The organism is Luteimonas abyssi (assembly GCF_001482195.1).
Classification (GTDB): Bacteria; Pseudomonadota; Gammaproteobacteria; order Xanthomonadales; family Xanthomonadaceae; genus Luteimonas; species Luteimonas abyssi.
Genome location: NZ_KQ759763.1, coordinates 2582402 through 2604369, shown reverse-complemented (window position 1 = coordinate 2604369; position 21968 = coordinate 2582402). Strand labels below are relative to the sequence as shown.

At 70.7% G+C, this 21968-nt stretch carries 20 protein-coding genes; 12 read left to right on the top strand and 8 right to left on the bottom strand.

Features of this window, described 5'->3' with window-relative positions; genetic code table 11:
* The first annotated feature begins 90 nt into the window (after positions 1-90).
* From RG19_RS11180 to RG19_RS11170, 3 genes are all read left to right on the top strand, one after another.
* A complete protein-coding gene (locus tag RG19_RS11180) occupies positions 91-906 on the top strand; it encodes a ferritin-like domain-containing protein (protein WP_058835331.1) in 816 nt (271 codons plus the stop codon).
* Positions 907-1112: 206 nt separating this feature from the next.
* Positions 1113-1301, top strand: coding sequence for a DUF6229 family protein (locus RG19_RS11175; RefSeq protein ID WP_058835330.1), 189 nt, complete (start codon positions 1113-1115; stop codon positions 1299-1301).
* Positions 1302-1434: 133 nt separating this feature from the next.
* Positions 1435-4323, top strand: coding sequence for a type 2 lanthipeptide synthetase LanM family protein (locus RG19_RS11170; RefSeq protein ID WP_058835329.1), 2889 nt, complete (start codon positions 1435-1437; stop codon positions 4321-4323).
* Positions 4324-4357: 34 nt separating this feature from the next.
* On the opposite strand, the gene lpxH is transcribed toward RG19_RS11170, so the two are convergent.
* On the bottom strand, positions 4358-5080 hold the full coding sequence (lpxH, locus tag RG19_RS11165; protein WP_058835328.1) for a UDP-2,3-diacylglucosamine diphosphatase: 723 nt from the start codon (positions 5078-5080) through the stop codon (positions 4358-4360).
* A 153-nt stretch (positions 5081-5233) separates the two neighbouring features.
* Between lpxH and gltX the strand changes: the two genes are divergently transcribed.
* Both gltX and RG19_RS11155 read left to right on the top strand, forming a co-directional pair.
* Positions 5234-6634 (top strand): glutamate--tRNA ligase, encoded by a 1401-nt coding sequence (gene gltX, locus RG19_RS11160; protein WP_058835327.1) that lies wholly within the window; start codon positions 5234-5236, stop codon positions 6632-6634.
* A 117-nt stretch (positions 6635-6751) separates the two neighbouring features.
* On the top strand, positions 6752-7243 hold the full coding sequence (locus RG19_RS11155) for a transcriptional repressor (RefSeq protein ID WP_058835326.1): 492 nt from the start codon (positions 6752-6754) through the stop codon (positions 7241-7243).
* 13 nt (positions 7244-7256) lie between these two features.
* Here RG19_RS11155 and RG19_RS11150 read toward each other — a convergent pair whose 3' ends face one another.
* From RG19_RS11150 to RG19_RS11140, 3 genes are all read right to left on the bottom strand, one after another.
* Complete coding sequence (locus tag RG19_RS11150; protein WP_425599727.1) at positions 7257-8468, bottom strand: MFS transporter; 1212 nt, start codon at positions 8466-8468, stop codon at positions 7257-7259.
* An 80-nt stretch (positions 8469-8548) separates the two neighbouring features.
* The gene (locus RG19_RS11145) at positions 8549-8998 is read right to left on the bottom strand and encodes a MarR family winged helix-turn-helix transcriptional regulator (RefSeq protein ID WP_058835324.1); all 450 of its coding nucleotides are present in this window, start codon (positions 8996-8998) and stop codon (positions 8549-8551) included.
* A gap of 70 nt (positions 8999-9068) precedes the next feature.
* On the bottom strand, positions 9069-9440 hold the full coding sequence (locus tag RG19_RS11140) for a helix-turn-helix domain-containing protein (protein ID WP_058835323.1): 372 nt from the start codon (positions 9438-9440) through the stop codon (positions 9069-9071).
* Positions 9441-9672: 232 nt separating this feature from the next.
* Between RG19_RS11140 and RG19_RS17635 the strand changes: the two genes are divergently transcribed.
* The gene (locus RG19_RS17635; RefSeq protein WP_157515243.1) at positions 9673-10101 is read left to right on the top strand and encodes a hypothetical protein; all 429 of its coding nucleotides are present in this window, start codon (positions 9673-9675) and stop codon (positions 10099-10101) included.
* Here the strand turns inward: RG19_RS17635 and RG19_RS18380 are convergent.
* A complete protein-coding gene (locus RG19_RS18380; protein ID WP_058835322.1) occupies positions 10073-12316 on the bottom strand; it encodes a TonB-dependent receptor domain-containing protein in 2244 nt (747 codons plus the stop codon). The genes RG19_RS17635 and RG19_RS18380 overlap by 29 nt on opposite strands.
* Positions 12317-12391: 75 nt before the next feature.
* Between RG19_RS18380 and RG19_RS11130 the strand changes: the two genes are divergently transcribed.
* Both RG19_RS11130 and RG19_RS11125 read left to right on the top strand, forming a co-directional pair.
* The gene (locus tag RG19_RS11130; protein WP_058835321.1) at positions 12392-12796 is read left to right on the top strand and encodes a MerC domain-containing protein; all 405 of its coding nucleotides are present in this window, start codon (positions 12392-12394) and stop codon (positions 12794-12796) included.
* Between the two features lie 66 nt (positions 12797-12862).
* Complete coding sequence (locus tag RG19_RS11125; protein ID WP_058835320.1) at positions 12863-13042, top strand: 30S ribosomal protein THX; 180 nt, start codon at positions 12863-12865, stop codon at positions 13040-13042.
* 194 nt (positions 13043-13236) lie between these two features.
* Here the strand turns inward: RG19_RS11125 and hutI are convergent, their stop codons facing one another.
* A complete protein-coding gene (hutI, locus tag RG19_RS11120) occupies positions 13237-14478 on the bottom strand; it encodes an imidazolonepropionase (RefSeq protein ID WP_058836569.1) in 1242 nt (413 codons plus the stop codon).
* A gap of 309 nt (positions 14479-14787) precedes the next feature.
* On the opposite strand from hutI, the gene RG19_RS11115 reads away from it, so the two are divergent.
* The 4 genes from RG19_RS11115 (at position 14788) to RG19_RS11100 (ending at position 19802) form a co-directional block, all read left to right on the top strand.
* The gene (locus RG19_RS11115) at positions 14788-16026 is read left to right on the top strand and encodes a formimidoylglutamate deiminase (RefSeq protein WP_082672623.1); all 1239 of its coding nucleotides are present in this window, start codon (positions 14788-14790) and stop codon (positions 16024-16026) included.
* A 229-nt stretch (positions 16027-16255) separates the two neighbouring features.
* Positions 16256-17641, top strand: a complete 1386-nt coding sequence (locus RG19_RS11110) for a serine hydrolase (RefSeq protein ID WP_058835319.1) — start codon at positions 16256-16258, stop codon at positions 17639-17641.
* Between the two features lie 117 nt (positions 17642-17758).
* The gene (locus RG19_RS11105; RefSeq protein WP_058835318.1) at positions 17759-18973 is read left to right on the top strand and encodes a sensor histidine kinase; all 1215 of its coding nucleotides are present in this window, start codon (positions 17759-17761) and stop codon (positions 18971-18973) included.
* 10 nt (positions 18974-18983) lie between these two features.
* The gene (locus RG19_RS11100; RefSeq protein ID WP_058835317.1) at positions 18984-19802 is read left to right on the top strand and encodes a LytR/AlgR family response regulator transcription factor; all 819 of its coding nucleotides are present in this window, start codon (positions 18984-18986) and stop codon (positions 19800-19802) included.
* 92 nt (positions 19803-19894) lie between these two features.
* On the opposite strand, the gene RG19_RS11095 is transcribed toward RG19_RS11100, so the two are convergent.
* Both RG19_RS11095 and RG19_RS11090 read right to left on the bottom strand, forming a co-directional pair.
* Positions 19895-20395 carry a methylated-DNA--[protein]-cysteine S-methyltransferase gene (locus RG19_RS11095; protein ID WP_058835316.1) on the bottom strand — a complete coding sequence of 167 codons (501 nt, stop codon included), beginning with the start codon at positions 20393-20395 and terminating at the stop codon, positions 19895-19897.
* Positions 20392-21921 (bottom strand): AlkA N-terminal domain-containing protein, encoded by a 1530-nt coding sequence (locus tag RG19_RS11090; protein ID WP_058835315.1) that lies wholly within the window; start codon positions 21919-21921, stop codon positions 20392-20394. The genes RG19_RS11095 and RG19_RS11090 overlap by 4 nt, the downstream gene beginning before the upstream one ends.
* Positions 21922-21968: the final 47 nt, after the last annotated feature.

Sequence of the window (21968 nt, the reverse complement as noted above, 5' to 3'; positions counted from 1 at the left end):
CGACGTCGCCCTCGCCGCACAGCGTGCAGGGCGGCGCGGCGGTGCGCAGAACGACCGAGCGTGGTACGTGGCCCCGGGGGCGTCGGGGCGATGAGCGCCGGCTCGCTGTTCGCCGCGGCCCGGACGTGCCTGGACGCGGCGTCGCCGGACGACAAGATCGCCCTGACCCACGCCGCCGCCGCTGCGTTCACGCGCGGCGAGCTCGCCATCGAGGCCGATGCGCCGCCACCCGCACCGATCCGCATGCCTGGACGCCCCCCGCGGCCCCGGCTGGTGCATCCGCGCGACCTGCCGCGTCGCGGGTTGGGCAGCGATGACGGGCGCGCGGCATTCGTGCACGCGATCGCCCATATCGAACTGAATGCCATCGACCTGGCTTGGGACGCGGTCTACCGCTTCCGTGGCCTGCCGGATGCGTTCTATGCCGACTGGGTCGGCGTGGCCGACGACGAAGCGCGGCATTTCACGATGCTGCGCGGGCGCCTGCACGCGCTCGGCGTCGACTACGGCGATTTCGACGCCCACAACGGCTTGTGGGAAATGTGCGAGAAGACCGCGCACGACGGCCTCGCGCGCATGGCGCTGGTGCCGCGCGTGCTCGAAGCGCGCGGCCTGGACGTGACCCCGGGCATGATCGCCAAGCTGACCGCACGGGGCGACCGCGCCACCGCCGACATCCTGCGCGTGATCCTCGATGAGGAGATCGCCCACGTGGCGGCCGGCAGCCGCTGGTTCCGCTGGTACTGCGAGCGCGACGGTGTCGAGCCGGAGCCGACCTTCCGCACCCTGCTGGCCGAGTACGCGCGCGCGGTGCTACACGGTCCGTTCAACCTCGACGCGCGTCAGGCGGCGGGGTTCAGCGATGAGGAACTCGCGGCGTTGCAGGCGGTGACGTCGAGGGATTGAAACACGCACTGCCGAGTGTGACGGGTATCGTGGAATCGCTCGCGGGCAGGCGCCAGTATTGAGTCGGGGCGCATTGCCGTGGCGGTGGAGCGGTACCGGCGCCCCATCAAGCAGCCGTGTGTGCGTTCGACAGGAAGGTCGAGCCATGTCTTTCCGCGGATGTGCAGGCGGACTTTCGCAGGTGACCAACGTCAAGGAGATACGACATGCAGCACGAAGACATCGTCAACGGCTGGCTGAGCGGTGCCGACAGCGTGGAAGGTTACGAGAACCCGGCGGGTTCGCTGTACGTGGAGGGCATCGCGGCGACCGAAGCGGCGATGACGCACCGGGATTTCTTCCTCCTGACCCAGTGCAGTTCCTGTACGGCGTCCAGCCCCATCCAATGTTGCTAGTACGCTCCAACGGGTCCTGAAGGGCCCGTTTTCACGTGGCGTGCGACCGGCGCTTGCTGCCGGTCGCACGCTTTCCCGGTGCGCCGATGCGAGCGGACAGCGCAGGGGTGCCGAAGAGATTGCGGAGCAGGGCATGGACGAAGAACAGACAGGCGCGGCCGCGTTCGACCGTGTGATCGACACCGTCATCGTGGATGCGCGTAGCCGGCTCGACGCCCGATTGGACGACGCGTCGCGCGGCCTGGACGACGAGGAACGCGCGATCGTATCGGCGGCAGCCCACCAGGCCCTGACCGGAAATGCCCGGCGCAAGCTCAACCGGGTGCTGTTGCTGGAACTGCACGCCGCGCAGTTGGGCGGACAACTGCGCGCCGCCGACGAGCGCGCGCGCTTCGACGAGTTCGTCGCGCTCGCCTGCCGCCCGGCGTTTCTCGATCATCTCGACACGCGCTATCCCGTGTTGCGGCCACGCCTGCAGCGCACGCTGGACCAGCAGGCCGAGGGGCTGGCGTTGATCGTGCGTCGCCTGGTCGCCGACCGGCCTCAACTGGGCGGGCTGATCGGCGCGCCCGAGGGCGCGCTGCGCGCGCTGCAACTGGGCGAAGGCGACGTGCACAACCGCGGCCAGGCGGTGGCTCAGATCGTCTTCGAGGCAGGCCGTGTCATGTATAAGCCGCGCCCGGTCGAGATCGACATCGCTCTGGAAGGTTTTCTCCAACGCGTCCTCGGTGATGCGCCCGACCGTATCCGGGTGCCGACGTCGCTGGCACGCGATGGCTACGGCTGGAGTGCCTTCGCCGCTCATCGCTATTGCGAGGGTGAGGCCGAGCTGGCCACCTTCTATCGCGGTATCGGCCACTGGCTGGCGGCGATGCGCCTGCTCGGCGGGACCGACCTGCATCACGAGAACATCGTCGCCGTCGGGCCGGTGCCGGTGGCGGTCGACGTGGAGAGCCTGCTCGCACCGGAAGTGGCGGTGGCGCCGGGCGAGGTGGGTGCGGCGGTGGACGCGGCCATGCAACTGATCACCACGTCGGTGCTACGGACCGGTCTGGTGCCGTTCCGCGCGCCGATGCTCGGTCTGCACGGCGTCGATATTTCCGCCGCCGGTGCGTTGCCCGGAGAGCAGCCGAAGATCCGGGTTCCGTTGCTGGCCGGTGCCGGGACCGACTCGGCGCGCATGGCGCTGGCCGAAGTCGACCTGCCCGCGGCGCGCAATCATCCTTGTCCGCATCCGGATATCTCGCAGCACTGGAACCATGTCGTCGAGGGGTTCGCCGATCTCACCCGGCGCCTGCAGACACTGGATCGCAAGGACGCGTTGCGCCCGCTGCTGGCGCCCTTCACCGGTTGCGTGGCCCGTCGGATCCGACGGCCCACCCAGGCGTACTGGGAAGTGATGCGGATGCTCTGGCATCCGGCCTCGCTCCACGACGAGCCGTCGGCGCTGGCGCGCGCTCGCGACATCCTGCGCCGCAATGCGGAGGTGCTGCCGGTGGCGCCGGGCGATGCGTCGACCATCGATGCCGAGGTGGAGGACATGCGGCTCGGCGACATTCCGGTGTTCTCCGAGCGGCTGGGCGCCGTCGATATCGACGGCGTGCTCCGAAGCTGGCGCGGGATGCGCCTGGAGATGGAGGAGCTGACCATTCGCGGCGCGCTGGTCACCGCGTATCTCAACGGTCGCCTGGCCGACCGTCAGGGCGCACCGCGCGACATCATCGCCCAGTCTCCGCACGCGCGCGATTTCGACGCGCGTCGACGCGCGTTGGCGGCCGCCACGGTGGAGAAACTGTTACGGCTGTCGGTGCACGGAGACGACGGCACCCGGGCGTGGATCAGCCCGGTGCTTGGCGCCGAGGGCTGGACCATGCGGACATTGCAGTCGGATCTCTACATCGGCCTTGGCGGCATCGTGGTCGCGTTGGCGGGCTATCGCCACGAAATGCGCCTTGGGCGTGCGGACCCGGTCGAAGGCCTCGATGCTGCGATCGAAGGTGCGGCGCGGGTGACCCATGCGCTGGAGCTGCGCGAACCGATCGACGCGGTGGGCGGTTTCATCGGTCTGGGTTCGCAGGTTCTGGTCTGGCTGACCCTGTACGGTCTCGACGGCGATCCGGACATGCTGGCGAGAGCGCAACACAGCGCAGCCGGAATCAAGGCACGTGGCTTTTCCACGCAGGGCAACCTGGACCTGCTCGAAGGCGTGAGCGGGGCCATCGTGCCGCTGTTGCAGTTGGCCGAGGCGGATGGCGACGAGCGCTGGCTCGACCTGGCTGCGCAGGCGGGCCGTTGCCTGGAGGCGACCGCGATCGTCGATGCCGAAGGTGCGCGCTGGCCGAGTGCGATCTTCCACCACCCTCTGGGCGGCTTCGCCCACGGCGCCACCGGCAGCGGTTGGGCGCTCGCCCGGTTGGCCTTGAGTGCTGCGGGCACCGCGGCCGACCGGACGCGCTGGGCCGCCCTCGCCGAGGACGCGTTCGTCTTCGAGGACGGGCTCTACGACGCGGCGGCGCAGGACTGGGTCGACGTACGCAAGCCCGGGACGGGCGACTTTCCCGATACGTGGTGTCACGGCAGTGTCGGGATCGGGCTGGCGGCCTGCGATCTCTACGCGCGCACCGGGGAAAGGCGTCATCTCGACACGTTGCGCCGCGCCGTGCGCGCCGCCGATCGCCGCGGCTGGGGCATCAGCCACACCTTGTGCCACGGCGATCTGAGTCTTTGGGAATTGCTGACGCGTGCCCGGGCGCTGGACCCGGCGCTTCAGCAGGAGGATCCGCTGCCGCCTGGCGCGCGCATCGTTTCGGCAATGGAGGAGTACGACGGCGCAGTGGGCGGGTTGGCTCGCGACACCTACACTCCGGGCTTGATGAGCGGAGTGTCGGGAACGGTCCACTTCCTCAATCGGCTGCATCCGGATTGCCGCTTGCCGTCGCCGCTGCTGCTGGAGAGCCTGGCCGTTCCATCGCCGCGCCTGCTCGCCGATGTGGATGCAGCCAAGGTCGGCGCGTTGGCCTGACGGGGGCGGCGCGCGCCGAACGCCCCTCCGGCGTCTACAGCCCGCCGAGCCGGACCTCATCGCCGTCGATCCGCAGCACCGAACCCTGCTCGAACCAGTCGCCGAGCACGATGCGGCGGCGGCCGCCGTCGAGGGTGTGGATGGCGGGGCGGGGGGTGTGGCCGTGGATCATGGTGTCGACGCCGTGGCGCTCGAAGAACTGGTCCACCGTGGCCGGCGCGACATCGGTGATGGTTTCCATCGTCCCGGCGGACTTCATCTCGCCCTGGCGCGCCTGGCTGGCGGCGCGAGCCTGGGCGGCGAACGCCAGGCGTGCGGCCAGCGGCTGTGCCAGCATCTGCGCCTGCCATTGCGGGTCGCGGGTCTGACGGCGGATCTGCTGGTATTCGACGTCGTCGGTGCACAGCAGGTCGCCGTGGGTCAGCAGCACCGGTCGGTCGTACAGGTCGATCACCGTGGGGTCGGGCAGCAGGGTCATGCCGGCGCGGCGGGCATAGGCCTCGCCCAGCAGAAAGTCGCGGTTGCCGTGCATGAACGCGACCGGCACGCCGGTGTCGGCGAGTGCCTTGGTGCGTTCGGCCACGTAAGCGCCGGCCTCGGACGGGTCGTCGTCGCCGACCCAGGACTCGAACAGGTCGCCGAGGATGTACAACGCGTCGGCCTGGCGCGCCTCGCCCTCGAGGAAGGCGCCGAACAGGCGGGTGATCTCCGGGCGTGCCGGGTCGAGATGCAGGTCGGAAACGAACAGGGTGCTCATGGCGCGATGATACCTGCCGTGTCCGCGGCGCCCGCCTCGGCGCGGGTCGTCCGGGCGCGGCTGGCACCGCGTGCAGGGCACGTCGTCCACCCGTGCCGGGCCGGCGCAGGCGCCGTCCCGTAAAATGCGCGGTTTCCCCGCCAGTCCGCGCCCATGACCGTCCGTACCCGCTTCGCCCCCAGTCCCACCGGCTACCTGCACATCGGCGGCGCGCGTACCGCGCTGTACTGCTGGCTGGCCGCGCGCCGCGCCGGCGGGCAGTTCGTGCTGCGCATCGAGGACACCGACCGCGAGCGCAGCACCCAGGGCGCGATCGACGCGATCCTGGAGGCGATGGCCTGGTTGGGCCTGGATTACGACGAGGGCCCGACCTACCAGACCGCGCGCGTGGACCGCTACCGTGAGGTGGCCGAGCAGTTGCTCGCCAGCGGGCATGCGTACTACGCCTACGAAACGCGCGCCGAGCTCGACGCCATGCGCGAAGCGGCCATGGCTGCCGGCGACAAGCCGCGCTACAACGGCGCCTACCGCGAGCAGAACGCGCCGTACCGCGACGACCCGAACCGGGTGATCCGGCTGAAGAATCCGCTCGACGGCACCGTGGCCTGGGACGACAAGGTCAAGGGCCGCATCGAGATCGCCAACAGCGAACTCGACGACCTGGTGATCTTCCGGCCGGACGGCTATCCGACCTACAACTTCGCCGTGGTGGTCGACGACATCGACATGGGCATCACCGACGTGGTCCGCGGCGACGACCACGTCAACAATACCCCGCGCCAGATCAACATCTACCGCGCGCTGGGCGCGCCGGTGCCGGCGTTCTCGCACCTGCCGATGATCCTCGACGAGCACGGCGCCAAGCTGTCCAAGCGCACCGGTGCGGCCGACGTCATGCAGTACCGCGATGCCGGCTACCTGCCGCACGCGCTGCTGAACTACCTGGTCCGGCTGGGCTGGTCGCACGGCGACCAGGAGATCTTCTCGATCGCCGAAATGACCGCCCTGTTCGACCTGGCCGATGTCAATGCCAAGGCCTCGCGCCTGGATCCGGCCAAGCTCGGCTGGCTCAACCAGCAGTACCTCAAGACCGATGCGCCGGACGCCGTCGCCGCGCACCTGCGGTGGCACCTCGAACAGGCCGGCTACGACATTGCCGCCGGCCCCGCGCCGGCCGACGTGGTGGTCGCCTTGCGCGACCGCGTGCAGACGCTGGCCGAGATGGCCGAGCGCGCGGCGGTCTGGTACGGCCCGCTGACCGCGTATGACGACAAGGCCGTGGCCAAGCACCTGAAACCCGAAGCGCGCGCCGCGCTCGACGATGTTCGCGCGCGCCTGGCCGCGCTGGACGAATGGACGCCCGAGGCGATCAACGACGCCCTGCGCGCGACCGCCGAAACGCTGGCGCTCGGCATGGGCAAGATCGCCCAGCCGATGCGGGTGGCGATCACCGGCACCCAGGTCAGCCCCGACATCGGCCACACCGTGTATCTGGCCGGGCGCGACACCGCGCTGGCGCGGATCGATACGGCGCTGGGCATGATCCAGGGTTGATCGGGCATCGGCGAGCCGTGGGCGCCAGTCCGGCGGCGCAGGCACCCGGCCGGCCTTGCCGGGAGCGGGTTCCGACGCCGCTTTGAATTCCGCTGGCCGCGCCACCATCATGGGGGCATGAACGAAGACGTCCATGCCTGTACCGATCCCAAGCACCACGTCCACGACGCAAAAGGCTTCGTGGCCGCTGTGGAGCGTGCCTGCACCAGCCGCGGCCTGAGGTTGACCCCCATCCGCGCCTACGTGCTGAGCCTGGTGGCCCACGCAGGCAAGCCGCTCAAGGCCTACGATCTGCTGGAGATGGTCCGCACCGGCGACGGCCCCGGCGCGGCCGCGCCGCCCACGGTCTACCGGGCGCTGGACTTCCTGCTCGAGAACGGCTTCATCCACAAGCTGGAATCCATCAACGCCTTCGTCGCCTGCCATCACCCCAGCAGCAGCCGGCACTCGGTGCCGTTCCTGATCTGCGATACCTGCCAGAGCGCCACCGAACTGGAGGACGCGGAGATCGTCGACCTGCTCGACGCCCGTGCCCGCGGATTGGGCTTTGCGCCGCGTGCGCAGATCCTGGAAGTCCACGGCACCTGCGCGCAGTGCCTGGCGGCCTGAGCGCGGTCCGGCCCTAGGCGGGCGCCAGCGCCGTGCGCCGCACCCGGGCCTCGCGGATCGGCAGATGGGCCACGGCGGCGATCAGCGCCAAGGCGATGTCCGCGTACCAGATCACCGTGTAGTCGCCCAGCGCCTCGAGCGCGAGGCCGCCGGTCCACGCGCCCAGAAACCCGCCGATCTGGTGGCTGACCAGGGTCAGGCCGAACAGGGTGCCGAGATAGCGAGGGCCGAACAGCTTGCCGACCAGCCCGGCGGTGGGTGGCACCGTCGCCAGCCAGGTCGCGCCCAGGCCGGCGGCGAACAGATAGAACGTGGTCGGCGTGGGCGGCGACATCAGATAGATCACGATCAGCGCCGCGCGGCTGGCGTACATCGCCGCCAGCAGCATCTTCATGCGGTAGCGCTGCCCCAGCCAGCCGGCCGCCAGGCTGCCGCCGACGTTGAACAGCCCGATCAACGCCAGCGACGTCGCCGAGACGCCTTCCGACAGTCCGCAGAGCGCGATCTCGGTCGGCAGATGGGTGACCATGAACGCGATGTGGAACCCGCAGGTGAAGAAGCCCAGGTGCAACAGCCAGTAGCTGCGATCGCGCACCGCCATCGCCAGTTGCGCGCGCAGGCCCGGGACCGCCGGCTCGGCAGCGGTGCCCTCCCGCGACGGCGCAGGCGTCGCCGCCGGTGACGGCACCGCGGTCGATGCGGGTGCCGCCGCGGCCCGGCCCCGCAGCGGCCGCGCCAGGGGGAGGGTGGCCAGCGTGGCCAGGGCCAGGGTCCACAGCGCCACCGCCCAGCCGAATGCGCCGATCGCGGCCTGGGTCAGCGGGGCGAACAGGAACTGGCCGAACGAGCCGCCGGCATTGATGGTGCCGGCGGTCATCGAGCGTCGCTCCGCCGGGATGCGCTGCGCGGTCGCGCCGATCAGCACCGAGAAGCTGCCGGCGCCGGCACCGGCGGCCGACAGCAGGCCGAGCGTCATCACCAGGCCCCACGGCCCCGGGAACAGCGGCGCCAACGCCAGCCCGAGCGCCATCAGCAAGCCGCCGATCACCAGCACCCGGCCCGGGCCGTAGTGGTCGGCCGCGGCGCCGAACGCCGGCTGCGCCAGTCCCCAGACCAGTTGCGCGACCGCGAGCGCGAAGCTGATCTGGGCGATGCTCAGGCCCACGTCCAGCGCCAGCGGCTGCACGAACAGCCCCAGCGATTGCCGGATCCCCATGGTGACCATCAGGATCAGGGTGGCGGCGGCGACCAATGGCCAGATCGGGGTGGTGGCGGTCGACGGTGACGGGGGCGGGCCAGGCGGGGTCATGACAGCGACGGCTCCGAAAGGCGTCGGGCGAGGGTGTCGAGCAGGGTGTTGAGCTGGCGCACCGTGTCGATGCCCAGCGCATCTTCGGTGGCCGCCTGCGCCTGCTGCCACTGCGTCGCCGCACGGCGGAGCAGCCGCGCACCGGCCGGGGTCACGACGACTTCGCGCGCGCGCGCGTCGCGGCCCGCCCGCAGGGCGATCCAGCCGGCCTGCTCGAGCGCCCGCAGTTCGCGGCTGAGGGTGCTGCGCTCCATGCCGAGCCGGGCGGCGAGGGCGGTGATGGTGGGCGTGGGCCCGGCGTCGGCGTGGCGCAGCAACGCGTACTGGTTGACCGTGATCCCGAGCGGAGCGAAGGCGCGGTCGTAGCGTTGGGTCAGCAGGCGTGACAGCCGCCGGGCCTGGAAGCAGGAGCAGGCGCTGTGCGCGAGTTCGGTGGAGATGTCCATGTGCGTGTAAATACACGCATTGGCTGCTGCGGGCAACCCGGCGGACGCGACGCGGACGGCGCGGTCGGCTTCAGTGGGCGTCGAGCAGGTCGATCAGGGCGCGGCGCTGTTTGCGCGACAGGCCGCGGATCAGGTGCAGCAGCCGGGCTTCGTCAGGATCGCCGTACTTGAGCGATGCGTCGCGCACGGACAGCCCCTCGCGCGTGGGTTCGCCGCGGCCGGTCGCGAGCCACTCGAAGCTGACGTGGTGGTGCAGCGCCAGCTCGATCATTCGCTCCAGTTCCGGCAGCGCCAGCCCGGACAGCCATTTGCGTGCGGTCTCGCGGCTGACGCCGTGCAGTTCGGCCAGCGTGGCGGTCCGGCGGCGGCCCGCGGCGATGCCGGAGGCATCGAGTGCGGTCTGCAGTCGTTGGGCGAAGTCGGCGTGGGTCGCCTGCGTCATGGGCTCGCGTACGGGTAACAAAAAAAGCCGGGCGTGCCGGCTTTCGGGGGTGCGGACTCATTGTTGCTTAGGCGTCGCGATCCTTATGCAATTTTTGGTTGTTGACTATTCAAATTTCAGGTGGCAATTTGGCCGGGACGGACGGAACCGGGTCCGCGGGGAGCGCAGGACGCGTGCAATCGAGTGCCGACATCGCGACGGATCCATCGGCGTCGCCCGTGGGCGGCCGCGCATGAGCGCATGGCTCGTCGCAGCGTTCATGGGGCTCGCGGCATGCGCCGGATGGTCGGTCGGACGATGGGCTGCGTATCGGAAAGTGGGTCGGGCGATCGCCGCCGGGCGCCGTGCGCGCCTCGCCGAACAACAGAGTGCGAATGGCGAAGTCCTGCTGGAGATGGCCTCGCGGATGGAACGGCACGCGCGCGCGCTCGAACGCATCGGGCTGCCTGCCCAGGAGCCGAGCGCCTGGGCCCGGGCCTGCCGCGCGATCGCAGTCCAGCACCTGGCCTGTGTCAATGCGCTGCTGATCGAGACGGGCCTGGACGTCGTGGCGACGTCCGGGCCCGGTGAGCACGTCGGGCGTCGAGGCGCCGGAACATCCGGCGCCTCGGGTGACGCGTCGGTATCGCCCGTCAGAAGAACACGCGCACGCCAGCGGTGACGTTGCGGCCCGGAAGCGGGGCGAGATCGCGCAGGAACGAGGTGTGCGGGCGGGCTTCCTCGTCGAGCAGGTTGTTGCCGTCGAGGAAGATCTCCCACGCGTTGCCGGCGGCGGTGTCGGCATGCCAGGCGATGTTGGCGTGGACCAGGGTGTACCCGTCCGAACGGTGCTCGTGCTCGGCGACATCGTTCTGCGAGGCGTAACGCACGGCACCGACGCCGGCACGCCAGCCGCCGTCGAGGGAGCGCCAGCGCAGCTCGCCGCCCAGGCGCGACGGCGCGATGCGCGGCAGGTTGCCGGTGAGGGCCAGATCGGCCGTGTAGTCGTGGGTGTGGTCGCCGTGCGGCACGGAAAACGCCACCTCGCGCGTGCCGCTGCCGTCCAGCCGCCCGCGCACCACGTCGCCGAACGTGCGCACGGTGAAGGTGCCGAAATCGTTACGCAGGAAGTCCCACTGCACATCCACCTCGCCGCCGGTGAAGTTGGCATCGGCCTGGTTCCACACGTGGGCCGGTGTGCCGCCATCGACCACACCGGTGTCGGCCAGGTAGATGAAGTCGTCGTACCGCACGTGATAGATCGCCGCACCGACGCGGACATTGTCGCCATGCCAGTGCAGGCCGATCTCGGCGCGGTTGGCGGTCTCGACATCCAGCTGCGCATTGCCGAACTCGTAGCTCTGCGTGGCCACGTGCAGGCCATCGGAGTAGAGCTCTTCGGCGGTCGGGGTGCGCTGGGCGCGGTCGAGTCCGAACGACAGGTGCAAAGCGTCGGTGAGGTGCCAGCGCGCGGCGGCCGACAGGCTGGTCGCGCCGAAGTCGCGCGAGGGACCGATCGCCAGGGTCTCGTCGACGTCGATCTCGTTGCGGTCGTAGCGGGCGCCGAGTTCGACGTCGACCGCACCGAAGTTGCGCTCGCCGATCCAGAACAGGCCGGCGTCGCGCGTTCTGGAGTCGGGCACGAAGGCTTCCGCACCCACGGCGCTGAAATCGCGCTGCGACGCCTGCAGGCCGAATGCGCCGGTCCAGCCGGCGAGGGGGCGATGGGTCAGTTCGAGCCGGGCTTCGGTGCTGTCGTTGTCGAAAACGGTACCGACGTCGTCGCCTTCGTACTCGGTGTGGGTGTATTCGGTACGGGCGAGCTTGAAGCGCAGGCTGTCGAACACACCGAGGTCGTTCAGGCCGCCGCGGACCTCGCCGCGTCGCTGGCTCAGCACGATCCGGACATCGTGATCGTCATGGCCATGCCCGTGTTCGTCGTCATGGCCGTGATCGTCGTGACCATGGTCGTCGTGATCGTCATGCCCGTGGCCGTGATCGTGATCGTCGTGCGCATGGACGTGCCCGGGCACGCCGTAGCGGGTGTCGAACATGCTCACGCTCGCGCCGAGGAAGCCGCGCTCGCCGATCCAGGACATGCCGAACGCCGCGGCGCTGGTGCGCAGGGCGCTGTTGGGCAGGGTGCCGCGGGCGCCGGGTTCGTCGTGATCGTGATCGTCGTGGTCCCCGTGGCCGTGATCGTCATGGCCGGCGTGAGGCGCCTCGGCGTAGCCGGGAATGTCGTAATCGTCGGTCTCGCGATGCAACGCATCGATGTGGAAGACGAGGTTGCCGCCGTTGGTGCCGTCGAGACGGAACATGCCCATGCGCTCGTTGGCGACCGTGCCGGCGCGCACCTCCGCGCGGCCTTCCAGCGGCTCGGCGGTCACCGCCTCGGGAATGCGGCCGTCGACCACGTTGACCGCACCGCCGATCGCGCCGCTGCCGTACAGCAGGGTGGCGGGGCCCTTGAGCACCTCGATCTGGTTGGCCAGGAACGGCTCGATCGACACCGCGTGGTCCACGCTGACGGTGGACACGTCGCCGGAGGCGAGGCCGTCGTTGAGCACCTGCACGCGCGCACCATCGAGGCCGCGGATCACCGGCCGGCCGACGCCGGGGCCGAAGTAGGACGACTGGATGCCGGGCAGGCGATCCACGGTGCCGCCGAGCGAGGTGGCGCGGACTTCGTCCAGGCGTTCGCCGGCCAGCACTTCCACCGGGCGGACCAGGTCGTCGACGCTGCGGGCGATCGGCACCGCGCGCACGATCACCGCATCCAGATCCTTGGGTTCGTTGTGGCGTGGGTCATTCTGGGCCAGGGCGGGCGTGGCCGCGACGGCGAGGGACAGCGCCACCACGAGGCGGCGACGGCGCAAGGGCAAGGTCGTGTACATCGGAATCCGGTAGACTGGGAAAGGACGCGGCGATGTTATAATATTTCAATCTCGAAAAGCACCCCAACTTACGTCATGGCCACACCACGTCACGCCCTTCGCAATGCGGATCGACTCGGCTTCGCCGCGTCGTTCCTCTGCGCGATCCACTGCGCCATGCTGCCGCTGTTGCTGGCGCTCGCGCCGGCACTGGGATTGCGTTTCGGCGGCTTGATCGACTTCGACCAGGCCTTCGTCGTCTTCGCGAGCCTGCTCGGGCTGACGACGCTCACCCTGGGCTATCGACGCCATCGCGGGTTCCACGCCTGGCTGTTGCTGGTCCCCGGCCTGGTCCTGGTCTGGGCCGGTGCGTTCACCCATCTGCACGATCACAGCGTGCTGCACGCGGTCATCATGACCATCGGCGGCCTGCTGCTGGCGGCAGCCCATCTGGTCAACCTGAGACTGACCCACGCCCGCGGACGCCCGGCAGCCGCGTGATAGAATGTGGGGTCCCGTGCGCCGACCGGCGCAACGCAATTCCGGCACATATTCAGGAGCAAGACGATGGGCAAGGGCGATCGCAAGACCCTCAAGGGCAAGCGTTACAACTCCAGCTACGGCAACGCGCGCTCGAAGGCGGTGATCAAGACCGCGGCGACGGCGACCTCGCCGGTGGCGAAGAAGACCGTGGTCAAGGCGCCGGCCAAGAAGGTGGCGAAGAAGACCGTCTCCAAGGCCGACTGACCCGGCCTGGCGCGTCACGAAAACCCCGCTCCGGCGGGGTTTTGTCGTTTCTGGGGTCGGGGCTGGGGTGCCCGCGGCATCCGCCCGAACCGTGCCGGTCCGGAAGAGCGGGCGCGGATGGCACGAGGAGGCGCGGCGAGGCGCCCTGCCTGCGGGCCCGGGGACGGCGTGGCGTCCGTCGACCTGTGCGGGCCTCAGCGGTTCCCGGCCACCTCGCGCCCGCCGGCATAGACCCCGCGGGCGAGACGGCCGCCCAGCCAGTAGCACAGCTCGGCGGGCTCGGCGACGTTCCAGTGCACGAAGTCGGCGCGCAGGCCCGGTGCCAGGCGGCCACGGTCGTCATGGCCGAGCGCGCGCGCAGCGTGCACCGTCGCGCCGCGCAGGGCATCTTCGGGGGTGAGCCGGAACAGCGTGCAGGCCAGCTGCATCGCCTGTCGCAGCGACAGCAGTGGCGAGGTGCCGGGATTGCAATCGGTCGCCACCGCCATGGGCACGCCGGACGCGCGGAACGCGTCCAGCGGAGGCAGGCGGGTTTCGCGCAGGACGTGGAAGGCGCCGGGCAGCAACACCGCCACGGTCCCGGCCGCCGCCATCGCGCGCACGCCGGCTTCCGAGGTGTATTCGACATGATCGGCCGAGAGGCCACCGAATTCGGCCACCAGCGCCGCGCCGTCGCCGTCGCCGAGCTGGTCGGCATGCAGCTTGACCGGCAGGCCGAGTCCGCGTGCGACCTCGAACACGCGTCGCGTCTGCGCGGTGTCGAAGGCGATGCGCTCGGCGAAGGCGTCGACCGCGTCCACCAGGCCTTCGGCATACAGGCGCGGAAGCCAGTCGCAGACGGCGTCGATGTAGGCATCGGAACGGCCGGCGAACTCCGGCGGCACCGCATGCGCGCCGAGGAACGTGGTGCGCACACCGATGCCGAGCGCGTCGCCCACCGCGCGCGCGACGCGCAACATCTTGCGTTCGTTGTCGAAGTCCAGTCCGTAGCCGGACTTGATCTCGAGCGTGGTGGCGCCGTCCTCGACCAGTGCCCGGGCACGCGGCAACGAGGCCGCGAGCAATGCGTCTTCGGAGGCCTCGCGTACACCGCGCACGCTGGAGACGATGCCGCCGCCGTTGCGCGCGATCTCTTCGTAGCTCGCGCCCTGCAGGCGCTGCTCGAACTCGCCGGCGCGGTTGCCGGCGAACACCAGATGTGTGTGGCAGTCGATCAGGCCCGGGGTCACGCAGCCGTCGGTCTCGGTCACGGTGTCGGCCAGGGTCTCCGGCGCGGCGGGCAGCGCGGTTCGCGGACCGGCGAACACGATACGACCGTCGCGCCATCCCAGCGCCGCATCCGTTACCCGCCCGTAGCCGCTGTCGCCGGCCAGGGTGATCAGGGTCGGGCCGACCAGCAGGCCGTCCCAGCGTTCAGTCGTCACCGCTACCTCCATCATTGCCACCGTTACCGTCGTCGCTGCGTCCGTCCAGACCCGGTCGCCATGGCGACGCCCGCGCTCGCGCACCGGCCGAGTGCCGCCCGGGGGCGGGGCTCGCGGCCGGCGTCGCCGCGACCACGGCGGTGTCTGGCCTGACGGGCAGGCAAGCGTACGACGAACATGATCGCGCCAGCGGCCATCGCAACCGCGACGGGACCCACCGGCTCGAGCGATTCGGACCTGCCTGCCTGGATCCGCGCGCTGGGAACGGACCGGGCGAGGCGCTAGCCTAGCGTATTCACTCCCATCGCCGTCGAGGTCGCCATGTCCCTGCCGTCCGTGTCCCGCGAAGCCGCCGGCTGGCGCGTACCGGGCATCGCCAATCTGCATTCGCACGCGTTCCAGCGGGCGATGGCGGGAATGGCCGAGCACCGTACCGATCCCAGCGACAGCTTCTGGACCTGGCGCGAGACCATGTACCGCTTCGCCGGCCGGATGACGCCGGACCGTCTGCATGCGGTGGCGGCCCAGCTCTATGCCGAGATGCTCGCGGCCGGCTATACCCGCGTGTGCGAGTTCCACTACGTGCATCACCAGCCCGACGGCACGCCTTACGCCGATCCGGCCGAGATGTCGCTGGCGCTGATCGCCGCCGCACGCGAGACCGGCATCCGCCTGACCCTGCTGCCGGTGCTGTACATGACCGGCGGCTTCGATGGGCGACCGCTGTCCGAACGGCAGCGTCGCTTCGGTCACCAGGTCGATGCCTACCTGCGCCTGTTCGAATCCCTGCGCGCGCGCGCCGACGATGGCCTGCGCGTCGGCGTGGCCCTGCACAGCCTGCGTGCGGTGCCGCCCGACGCCATGCGCGCGGTGCTCGGTGCGCTGCCGGTACGCACGCCGATCCACGTCCACATCGCCGAGCAGACCGGCGAAGTGGAGGAATGCATCGCCGTGCACGGCGCGCGACCGGTGGAATGGCTGCTGGCGAATGCGGCGGTCGACCGGCACTGGACCCTGGTGCACGCGACCCATCTCACCCGTGCCGAAACCGCCGGCATCGCCCGCAGCGGCGCCACGGTGGCGTTGTGCCCGACCACCGAGGCCAACCTCGGCGACGGGCTGTTTCCGCTGACGGATTATCTCGACGACGGCGGGCGCTGGGGGCTGGGTTCGGATTCGCACATCTCGGTGTCGCCGGTGGAAGAACTGCGCTGGCTGGAGTACGGGCAGCGCCTGGTCACCCAGCGACGCAACATCGCGGTCGACACCTCCGGCAGTGTCGGGGCGACCCTGCTGGCCGGCGCGCTGGCCGGTGGTGTCGAGCCGACCGGCTTCGCGGATGCGCAGGACGAGTGGCTGCTGCTCGACGACCGCGCGCCGATCCTGGCCGGTGCGACCGCCTCGGACCTGGCCGACCGCTGGATCTTCAGCGGCAACGTGCCCCTGGTGCGCGAGGTGCACGTCGACGGCCGGCGGGTCGTGGCCGACGGACGCCACGCCCAGGCCGACGCGATCGCGGACGACTATCGCGCGGCGATGCGGCACCTGCTGGCGGATTGAACGGAGCTCGAGGGCATGTGGCGCCTTGGTGTTCACCTGCGGCACTCCACCGGCTCGCCACCGGCCGAAGCCGGTTTCGGCCGGGTTCGTGCGCCCATGCCGCGGTGCCGGGCTCATGCCACGCCGGGCGGTGTTCGTCGCCCATAGCGGGGGGCTCGTCGCAAACGCCGGCGTCATGCGTCCGGGCGAGGCAGCATCGTCGCGACCCGACGTACAAGGAGTTGCCGACGTGACCCTCAGGATCGCCGCCCTCGCGCTCGCCCTCGCCACGGCGAGCCCCGCGGAGGCCAGCCCTCCCGACACCACCACCGATACCGGGCTGGCCGCGGTGGTCGAACAGCGCCTGCGTGGCGACAGCACCGGCGCCTGCTTCGCCGTAGCGGTGATCGACGGCGACCGCGTCGCCCGCACTTATCGGTGCGCCGACCCTGCCGACGAGGGCCGCATCGGGCCCGATGCGGCGTTCGAAATCGGCTCGGTCTCCAAGACCATGGGAGCGGTGCTGCTGGCGGACCTCATCGTGCAGGGGCGGGCGGCGCTCGACGATCCGCTGGCCGACTATCTGCCCGGCGACGCGCGTGTCCCCACCTTCGAGGGCCAGCCGATCCTGCTCCGGCATCTGGTCACCCACACCTCGGGCCTGCCGAGACTGCCGGCGAACGTGCCGACCGACGACATGACCGATCCGTATCGCGACGTGGATGCCCGCGCGCTGCTGGAGACGCTGGCGGGCGTGTCGCTGGAGGTGGCGCCCGGCACCCGCTTCGAGTACTCCAATTTCGCCTCGATGCTGCTGTCGTGGGCGCTGGCACGTCGCGCCGGTCGGGATCTTGAATCATTGCTGGCCGAGCGCCTGTTCGCACCGCTGGGCATGCCCGGCGCCTACATTCACGACGTGCGGGATGGCGTTCGCCCGGCGGCGGGGCATGCGGGCGACGCGCGAGTGGTGTCGCCGTGGCATTTCGCCACCGATCTCGCCGCGGTCGGCGGCGTGCGGGCCACCCTCGACGACATGGTGGCCTACGTACAGGCCCACCTGGGACAGCGGCCGTCGTCGCTCGACGCGGCGTTGGCGATGGCGATGCAGCCGGTCGCCACGCAGGCATCGCAGGCGATGGCGATGAACTGGATACTGACGCCGTTGGACGATCGCCACGTACACACGCACGAGGGCGGGACCGGTGGTTTCAGCTCGTACGTGGCACTCGACGTCATGCGCGGCCGCGGCGTGGTGGTGCTGTCGGATACGGAACAGTGGTCGGTCGGTGGCCTGGGCGCTGGGCTGGGGCAGCATCTGCTCGATGCCCGGCTGCCGCTCGGTGGGCCACGCCAGGCCACGGTCATCGAGCCGGTGCCGGACGACCTGGTGCTGGCCGACTATGCCGGCGAGTATCCGCTGGCGCCGAGCTTCGTGATCGCGGTGCGTACGCACGACGATGTCCTGCACGCGCAGGCGACCGGCCAGGACGCGTTCGCGCTGACCCCGGCCGGTCGCGACGTCTTCGCGGCGGCGGCGCACGGGATCGAGATCCACTTCGAACGCGATACCGTCGGCCGCGTCATCGCGTTGACGCTGCACCAGGCCGGCCAGATGCAGCGCGTCGAACGACGTTGATGCGTCCGCGTGTGGATGCAATGCGGTGCGTGCTGTGGCGTGCATCGCCGCAGGCGGAACCTGCGGGACCATAGGAACAGGAGGCGATGTCGCCACGCGTGCAGGATAGAGAGGACGATGCCAGGCCATTCCGACTATCCGCTGCAGCGCGCCTTGCCGCCCGACGTGCTCGTGGCCGGCAACGCGCTCTGGAGCCGTTACCGCCACTACCCGGTCTTCAGCCGGCCGTGGTTCGTCCGCCGCACGCGGGTGTTCGCGGTACCGGTCTGCGGATGGGGCGTGGTGGCGGTGATCGGGCACGCACTCGCCGGCAGCGGTCGGGCCGGCCTGATCGGCGCGGCCTACATGGTGGTCGCCTTCATGTTGATGGCCATGGCCGGACCCGGCCTGGCGACCTGGGTCCGCCACCGGCGTTGGCCGCTGCGGCGCGAACGCGTCGGCGTGGTGGCGGCGGTGCTGCTGGGCATGCTCGGCAGCTATGCGATCGATTCCATCGGCAGCACGGCCATCGCTCATCTGCTGGCGGGAACCGCGGGCTACCCGGACAGCGCCGACGCGATCATGGCCGGCTTCCGGCCCGATGCGACGGCGCTGGCGGTGCTGTTGCCGGTCCTGGTGTATGCGCTGTTCGGCGGCGGGATGGCGTTGCGGGCGTACTTCAGCGAGCAGCGCCGCTGGCAGGCCAGCCGTGACGCGCGCGAGCGCGCCGATCTGCAGGCCCAGAAGCGCGACGCCGATCTGCGCCTGGGTGTGCTGCAGGCGCAGGTGGAGCCGCACTTCCTGTTCAATACGCTGGCCTCGGTGCGCGCACTGGTGCGGCAGGATCCGGCGCGTGCCGAAGCCACGCTCGATGCACTGGTCGATCATCTTCGCACCACGATTCCCAGGCTGCGCGACGACGGTCGTCTGCTGCATTCCACACTGGGGCAACAGCTCGATATCTGCTGCAGCTATCTGGACCTGGTGCGGCTGCGGATCGGCGAACGCCTGACGTTCGATATCGATGCCACGCCGGACCTGCGTGCACGCCCGTATCCACCGCTGCTGCTGATCACGCTGGTCGAGAACGCGATCAAGCACGGAGTCGAGCCCAAACCGGGGCCGGTGCGGGTCGCGGTGCGCGCCTGGATCGACGCGGACAGGCTGGCGGTGGCGGTCGAGGACGACGGTGCCGGCCTGCATCCCGGTGTAGGTGGCGGTGTGGGCCTGACCAACGTGCGCGCGCAGCTGGCGATGCGGCACGGCGAGCGCGCATCGTTGCGCCTGACCGGACGCCCGGACCGGGGTGTGTGCGCGGAGATCCGGATTCCGCTGGACGACGACGCTGTCTGAGGAGGACGCGATGGCGATACTGGAACGACGCACGAGGCCCGCGGCCACGAAGGCCACAGGAGATGACGGCCCTCGCATCCTCGCCGTGCTGGCCGAGGACGAAGCGCCGCAGCGCGTCGCGCTGCTGGACATGCTGGCGCAGGCCTGGCCGGAGCTGGAGGTCGTGGCCGCATGCGAGGACGGCATCGCCGCGTTGTCGGCGATCGCCGAGCACCGGCCGCACGTGGCGTTCCTCGACATCCGCATGCCGGGCGTCAGCGGTCTGGATGTGGCCCGGGCGGCCGTCGCCGCCGGTGCGCTGGTGGTGTTCACCACCGCCTACGACGCATACGCCATCCGTGCCTTCGAAGCAGGGGCTGCGGACTATCTGCTCAAACCGGTGCGTCCGGAGCGACTGGACGAGGCGGTGGTGCGACTGCGTGCACGGTTGCGCGAGGTGCGCCCGGTCGACCTGGGCGCCCGGGTCCAGGATCTGGAAGCGCGACTGCGGCCGCAGGGCGCGCGCAGCATCCGCTGGATCAGCGCGAGCGCGGGCGACAGCGTGCGCATGATCGGGATCGACGAGGTGCTGTGTTTCCAGGCGCAGGACAAGTACGTGCGGGTGATCACCGCCGATGGCGAGGCGGTGATCCGCACGCCGATCAAGGCCCTGCTGGCGGGGCTCGACCCCGACGCGTTCTGGCAGGTGCATCGCGGCGTGATCGTGCGGGTGTCGGCGATCGACCGGGTGCGCAAGGACGAGCTGGGCCGGTATCAGCTGCACCTGCGGCAGGGCGACCAACCGCTGCCGGTGAGCGCGGCGTTCTTGCACCGCTTCCGTGGCATGTGAGCTGCGGAGGGCAGTGTGGTGCGCCGGCATCGGCAACCGGTTCGCTCCGGCATCTGGCCGCGGAACGTCTTGCCGTCGAACGCCTGCCGCGACTAGATCAGGCGCGCCGCGCGCGGCAGCGCACCCTCGAGTTCCAGCAGGAACTGCTTGGTCGGCAGGCCGCCGCCGAACCCGGTGAGCGCGCCGTTGGCGCCGATCACGCGATGGCAGGGCAGCACGATGGGCAGCGGATTGCGGCCATTCGCGGCGCCGACCGCCCGGCTGGCGGCCGGGCGACCGACATGCGCCGCCAGTCCGGCGTAGCTGACGGTGCTGCCGTAGGGAATGGACGCCAAGGCCTGCCAGACGTCGCGCTGGAACGGCGTGCCTTGCGGGTCGAGCGGCAGATCGAAAGTCTCGCACTCGCCGGCGAAGTAAGCCGACAGCTGCCGACGCAGGAGGTCGATCAGCGGATGCGTTCCGGCCACCCATTCGCCGCGACGCGGTACGGCGTGGCGGTTGTCGGGAAACTCGATGGCGCGCAGTCCGGCATCGGATGCGGCGACGCGCAGGCCGCCGACCGGGCTGTCCAGCACGGTGTGATAGACGATCATGTCGAACTCCTGCGTCGGCCGCTGCGTGAGGGCCGTGGTGGCTCTGAAGGCGACGCCGCGGCCGTCGCGTCGTGCCAGAGATGGATCACCGCGTAGCCCCGCCACGGGCGCCAGGCGTCGGCGCGCGCCTTCGCCGCGCGGGCGGTGAGACGTTCGCCGCCTGCGCCCATCGCACGTTGCAGGATCAGGTCCTCGGCGGGGAAGGCATCCGGGTGACCGAGCGCGCGCAGGGCGATGTAGTGCGCGGTCCAGGGCCCGATGCCAGGCAGGGCGACCCAGTCGGCGATGAAGGCGTCGAGCGAGCGGTCGACGACGAAGCCGACCTGACCATCGCGCACTGCCGTCGCGATCGCGCGGACCGCTGCGGCGCGCGCGCGGGTCAGGCCGATGCCGTCGAGATCGGCGTCGGCCAGGATCTCCGGCGTCGGGAACAGATGTCCGTAGCCCTGTGCGGCCAACGCCGCCGGCACCGGCGTGCCGAAGCGCGACGCCAGGCGCGTGGTGACGGTCCGGGCCGCGGTCACGCTGATCTGCTGGCCGATCACCGCGCGCACCGCGATCTCGAAGCCGTCCCAGCCGCTGGGAATGCGTAGCCCCGGTCGCGCCGCCAGCAAGGGCGCCAGTTGGGCATCGCGCGCGAGCGTGTCGGCGATGGCGTGCGGGTCGGCGTCCAGGTCGAACATGCGCCGGACCCGCTGGACCACGTCGAGCAGGGCGCCGGCCGGTGCGCCGTGGATGTCCAGGCGCAACGCGTGGGCCTCGGCAGACCAGCGGCTCACCCGCAGCCAGCCGGTAGTGTCGCCGCTCCCGAACACGCGGGTGTAGGCGGCCTCGTCGACCTGCTCGATCCCGGGCAGCGCACGGCCACGGAAGAACGCCAGCATCGCGGCGACATCGTACGGAGGCCGGTAGCCCAATCGCAGGGTCAACGGGCCCTCGGCGACCTCGGGCAGGTCGCGCCGCAGATCGCGCGGGGCCATGCCGTAGGCGTCCCGGAACGCCGTGTTGAACCGGCGCAGGCTGCCGAAGCCGGCCTCCATCGCGATCGCGGTGATCGGCAGTTGGGTCTCGGTGAGCAATTGCTTGGCGAACAACAGGCGGCGGGTGGTGTGTACCGCCACCGGCGCCGCGCCCAGGCGCTCGACGAACAGCCGGCGCAACTGGCGCTCGCCCAGATGCACCCGCTCGGCCAGGGCCTGCAGCGGCGCATCGGCCAGGACGCCCGCGTCGATCAGGCGCAGTGCACGCGCGAGCGTCGCGTCGCCGCGCCGCCACGAGCCGTCGCCGGGAGCCAGTTCGGGCCGGCAGCGCAGGCAGGGCCGGAAGCCGGCGGTTTCCGCCGCGGCGGCGGTGGGGTAATAGTCGACGTTCTGCGGTTTCGGCGGCGGCGCCGGACAGACCGGTCGGCAATAGATGCCGGTGCTGCGCACCGCAGTGAAGAACAGTCCGTCGAAGCGCGCGTCGCGGCTGAGCCGGGCGCGTTCGCAGACATCGTAGGCGGGCGTGGTGGCGGCGGGAACGACCATGGCGCGCAGACTAGCACCGGGCCCGCGGACGAACTGGCCGTTTTCGG

Bases quoted from the DNA above. Each gene is read 5' to 3' on its own strand.
- RG19_RS11180 (WP_058835331.1), top strand. From the start codon at position 91: ATGAGCGCCGGCTCGCTGTTCGCCGCGGCCCGGACGTGCCTGGACGCG.
- RG19_RS11175 (WP_058835330.1), top strand. From the start codon at position 1,113: ATGCAGCACGAAGACATCGTCAACGGCTGGCTGAGCGGTGCCGACAGC.
- RG19_RS11170 (WP_058835329.1), top strand. From the start codon at position 1,435: ATGGACGAAGAACAGACAGGCGCGGCCGCGTTCGACCGTGTGATCGAC.
- lpxH (WP_058835328.1), bottom strand. From the start codon at position 5,080: ATGAGCACCCTGTTCGTTTCCGACCTGCATCTCGACCCGGCACGCCCG.
- gltX (WP_058835327.1), top strand. From the start codon at position 5,234: ATGACCGTCCGTACCCGCTTCGCCCCCAGTCCCACCGGCTACCTGCAC.
- RG19_RS11155 (WP_058835326.1), top strand. From the start codon at position 6,752: ATGAACGAAGACGTCCATGCCTGTACCGATCCCAAGCACCACGTCCAC.
- RG19_RS11150 (WP_425599727.1), bottom strand. From the start codon at position 8,468: ATGGTCACCATGGGGATCCGGCAATCGCTGGGGCTGTTCGTGCAGCCG.
- RG19_RS11145 (WP_058835324.1), bottom strand. From the start codon at position 8,998: ATGGACATCTCCACCGAACTCGCGCACAGCGCCTGCTCCTGCTTCCAG.
- RG19_RS11140 (WP_058835323.1), bottom strand. From the start codon at position 9,440: ATGACGCAGGCGACCCACGCCGACTTCGCCCAACGACTGCAGACCGCA.
- RG19_RS17635 (WP_157515243.1), top strand. From the start codon at position 9,673: ATGAGCGCATGGCTCGTCGCAGCGTTCATGGGGCTCGCGGCATGCGCC.
- RG19_RS18380 (WP_058835322.1), bottom strand. From the start codon at position 12,316: ATGTACACGACCTTGCCCTTGCGCCGTCGCCGCCTCGTGGTGGCGCTG.
- RG19_RS11130 (WP_058835321.1), top strand. From the start codon at position 12,392: ATGGCCACACCACGTCACGCCCTTCGCAATGCGGATCGACTCGGCTTC.
- RG19_RS11125 (WP_058835320.1), top strand. From the start codon at position 12,863: ATGGGCAAGGGCGATCGCAAGACCCTCAAGGGCAAGCGTTACAACTCC.
- hutI (WP_058836569.1), bottom strand. From the start codon at position 14,478: ATGGAGGTAGCGGTGACGACTGAACGCTGGGACGGCCTGCTGGTCGGC.
- RG19_RS11115 (WP_082672623.1), top strand. From the start codon at position 14,788: ATGTCCCTGCCGTCCGTGTCCCGCGAAGCCGCCGGCTGGCGCGTACCG.
- RG19_RS11105 (WP_058835318.1), top strand. From the start codon at position 17,759: ATGCCAGGCCATTCCGACTATCCGCTGCAGCGCGCCTTGCCGCCCGAC.
- RG19_RS11100 (WP_058835317.1), top strand. From the start codon at position 18,984: ATGGCGATACTGGAACGACGCACGAGGCCCGCGGCCACGAAGGCCACA.
- RG19_RS11095 (WP_058835316.1), bottom strand. From the start codon at position 20,395: ATGATCGTCTATCACACCGTGCTGGACAGCCCGGTCGGCGGCCTGCGC.
- RG19_RS11090 (WP_058835315.1), bottom strand. From the start codon at position 21,921: ATGGTCGTTCCCGCCGCCACCACGCCCGCCTACGATGTCTGCGAACGC.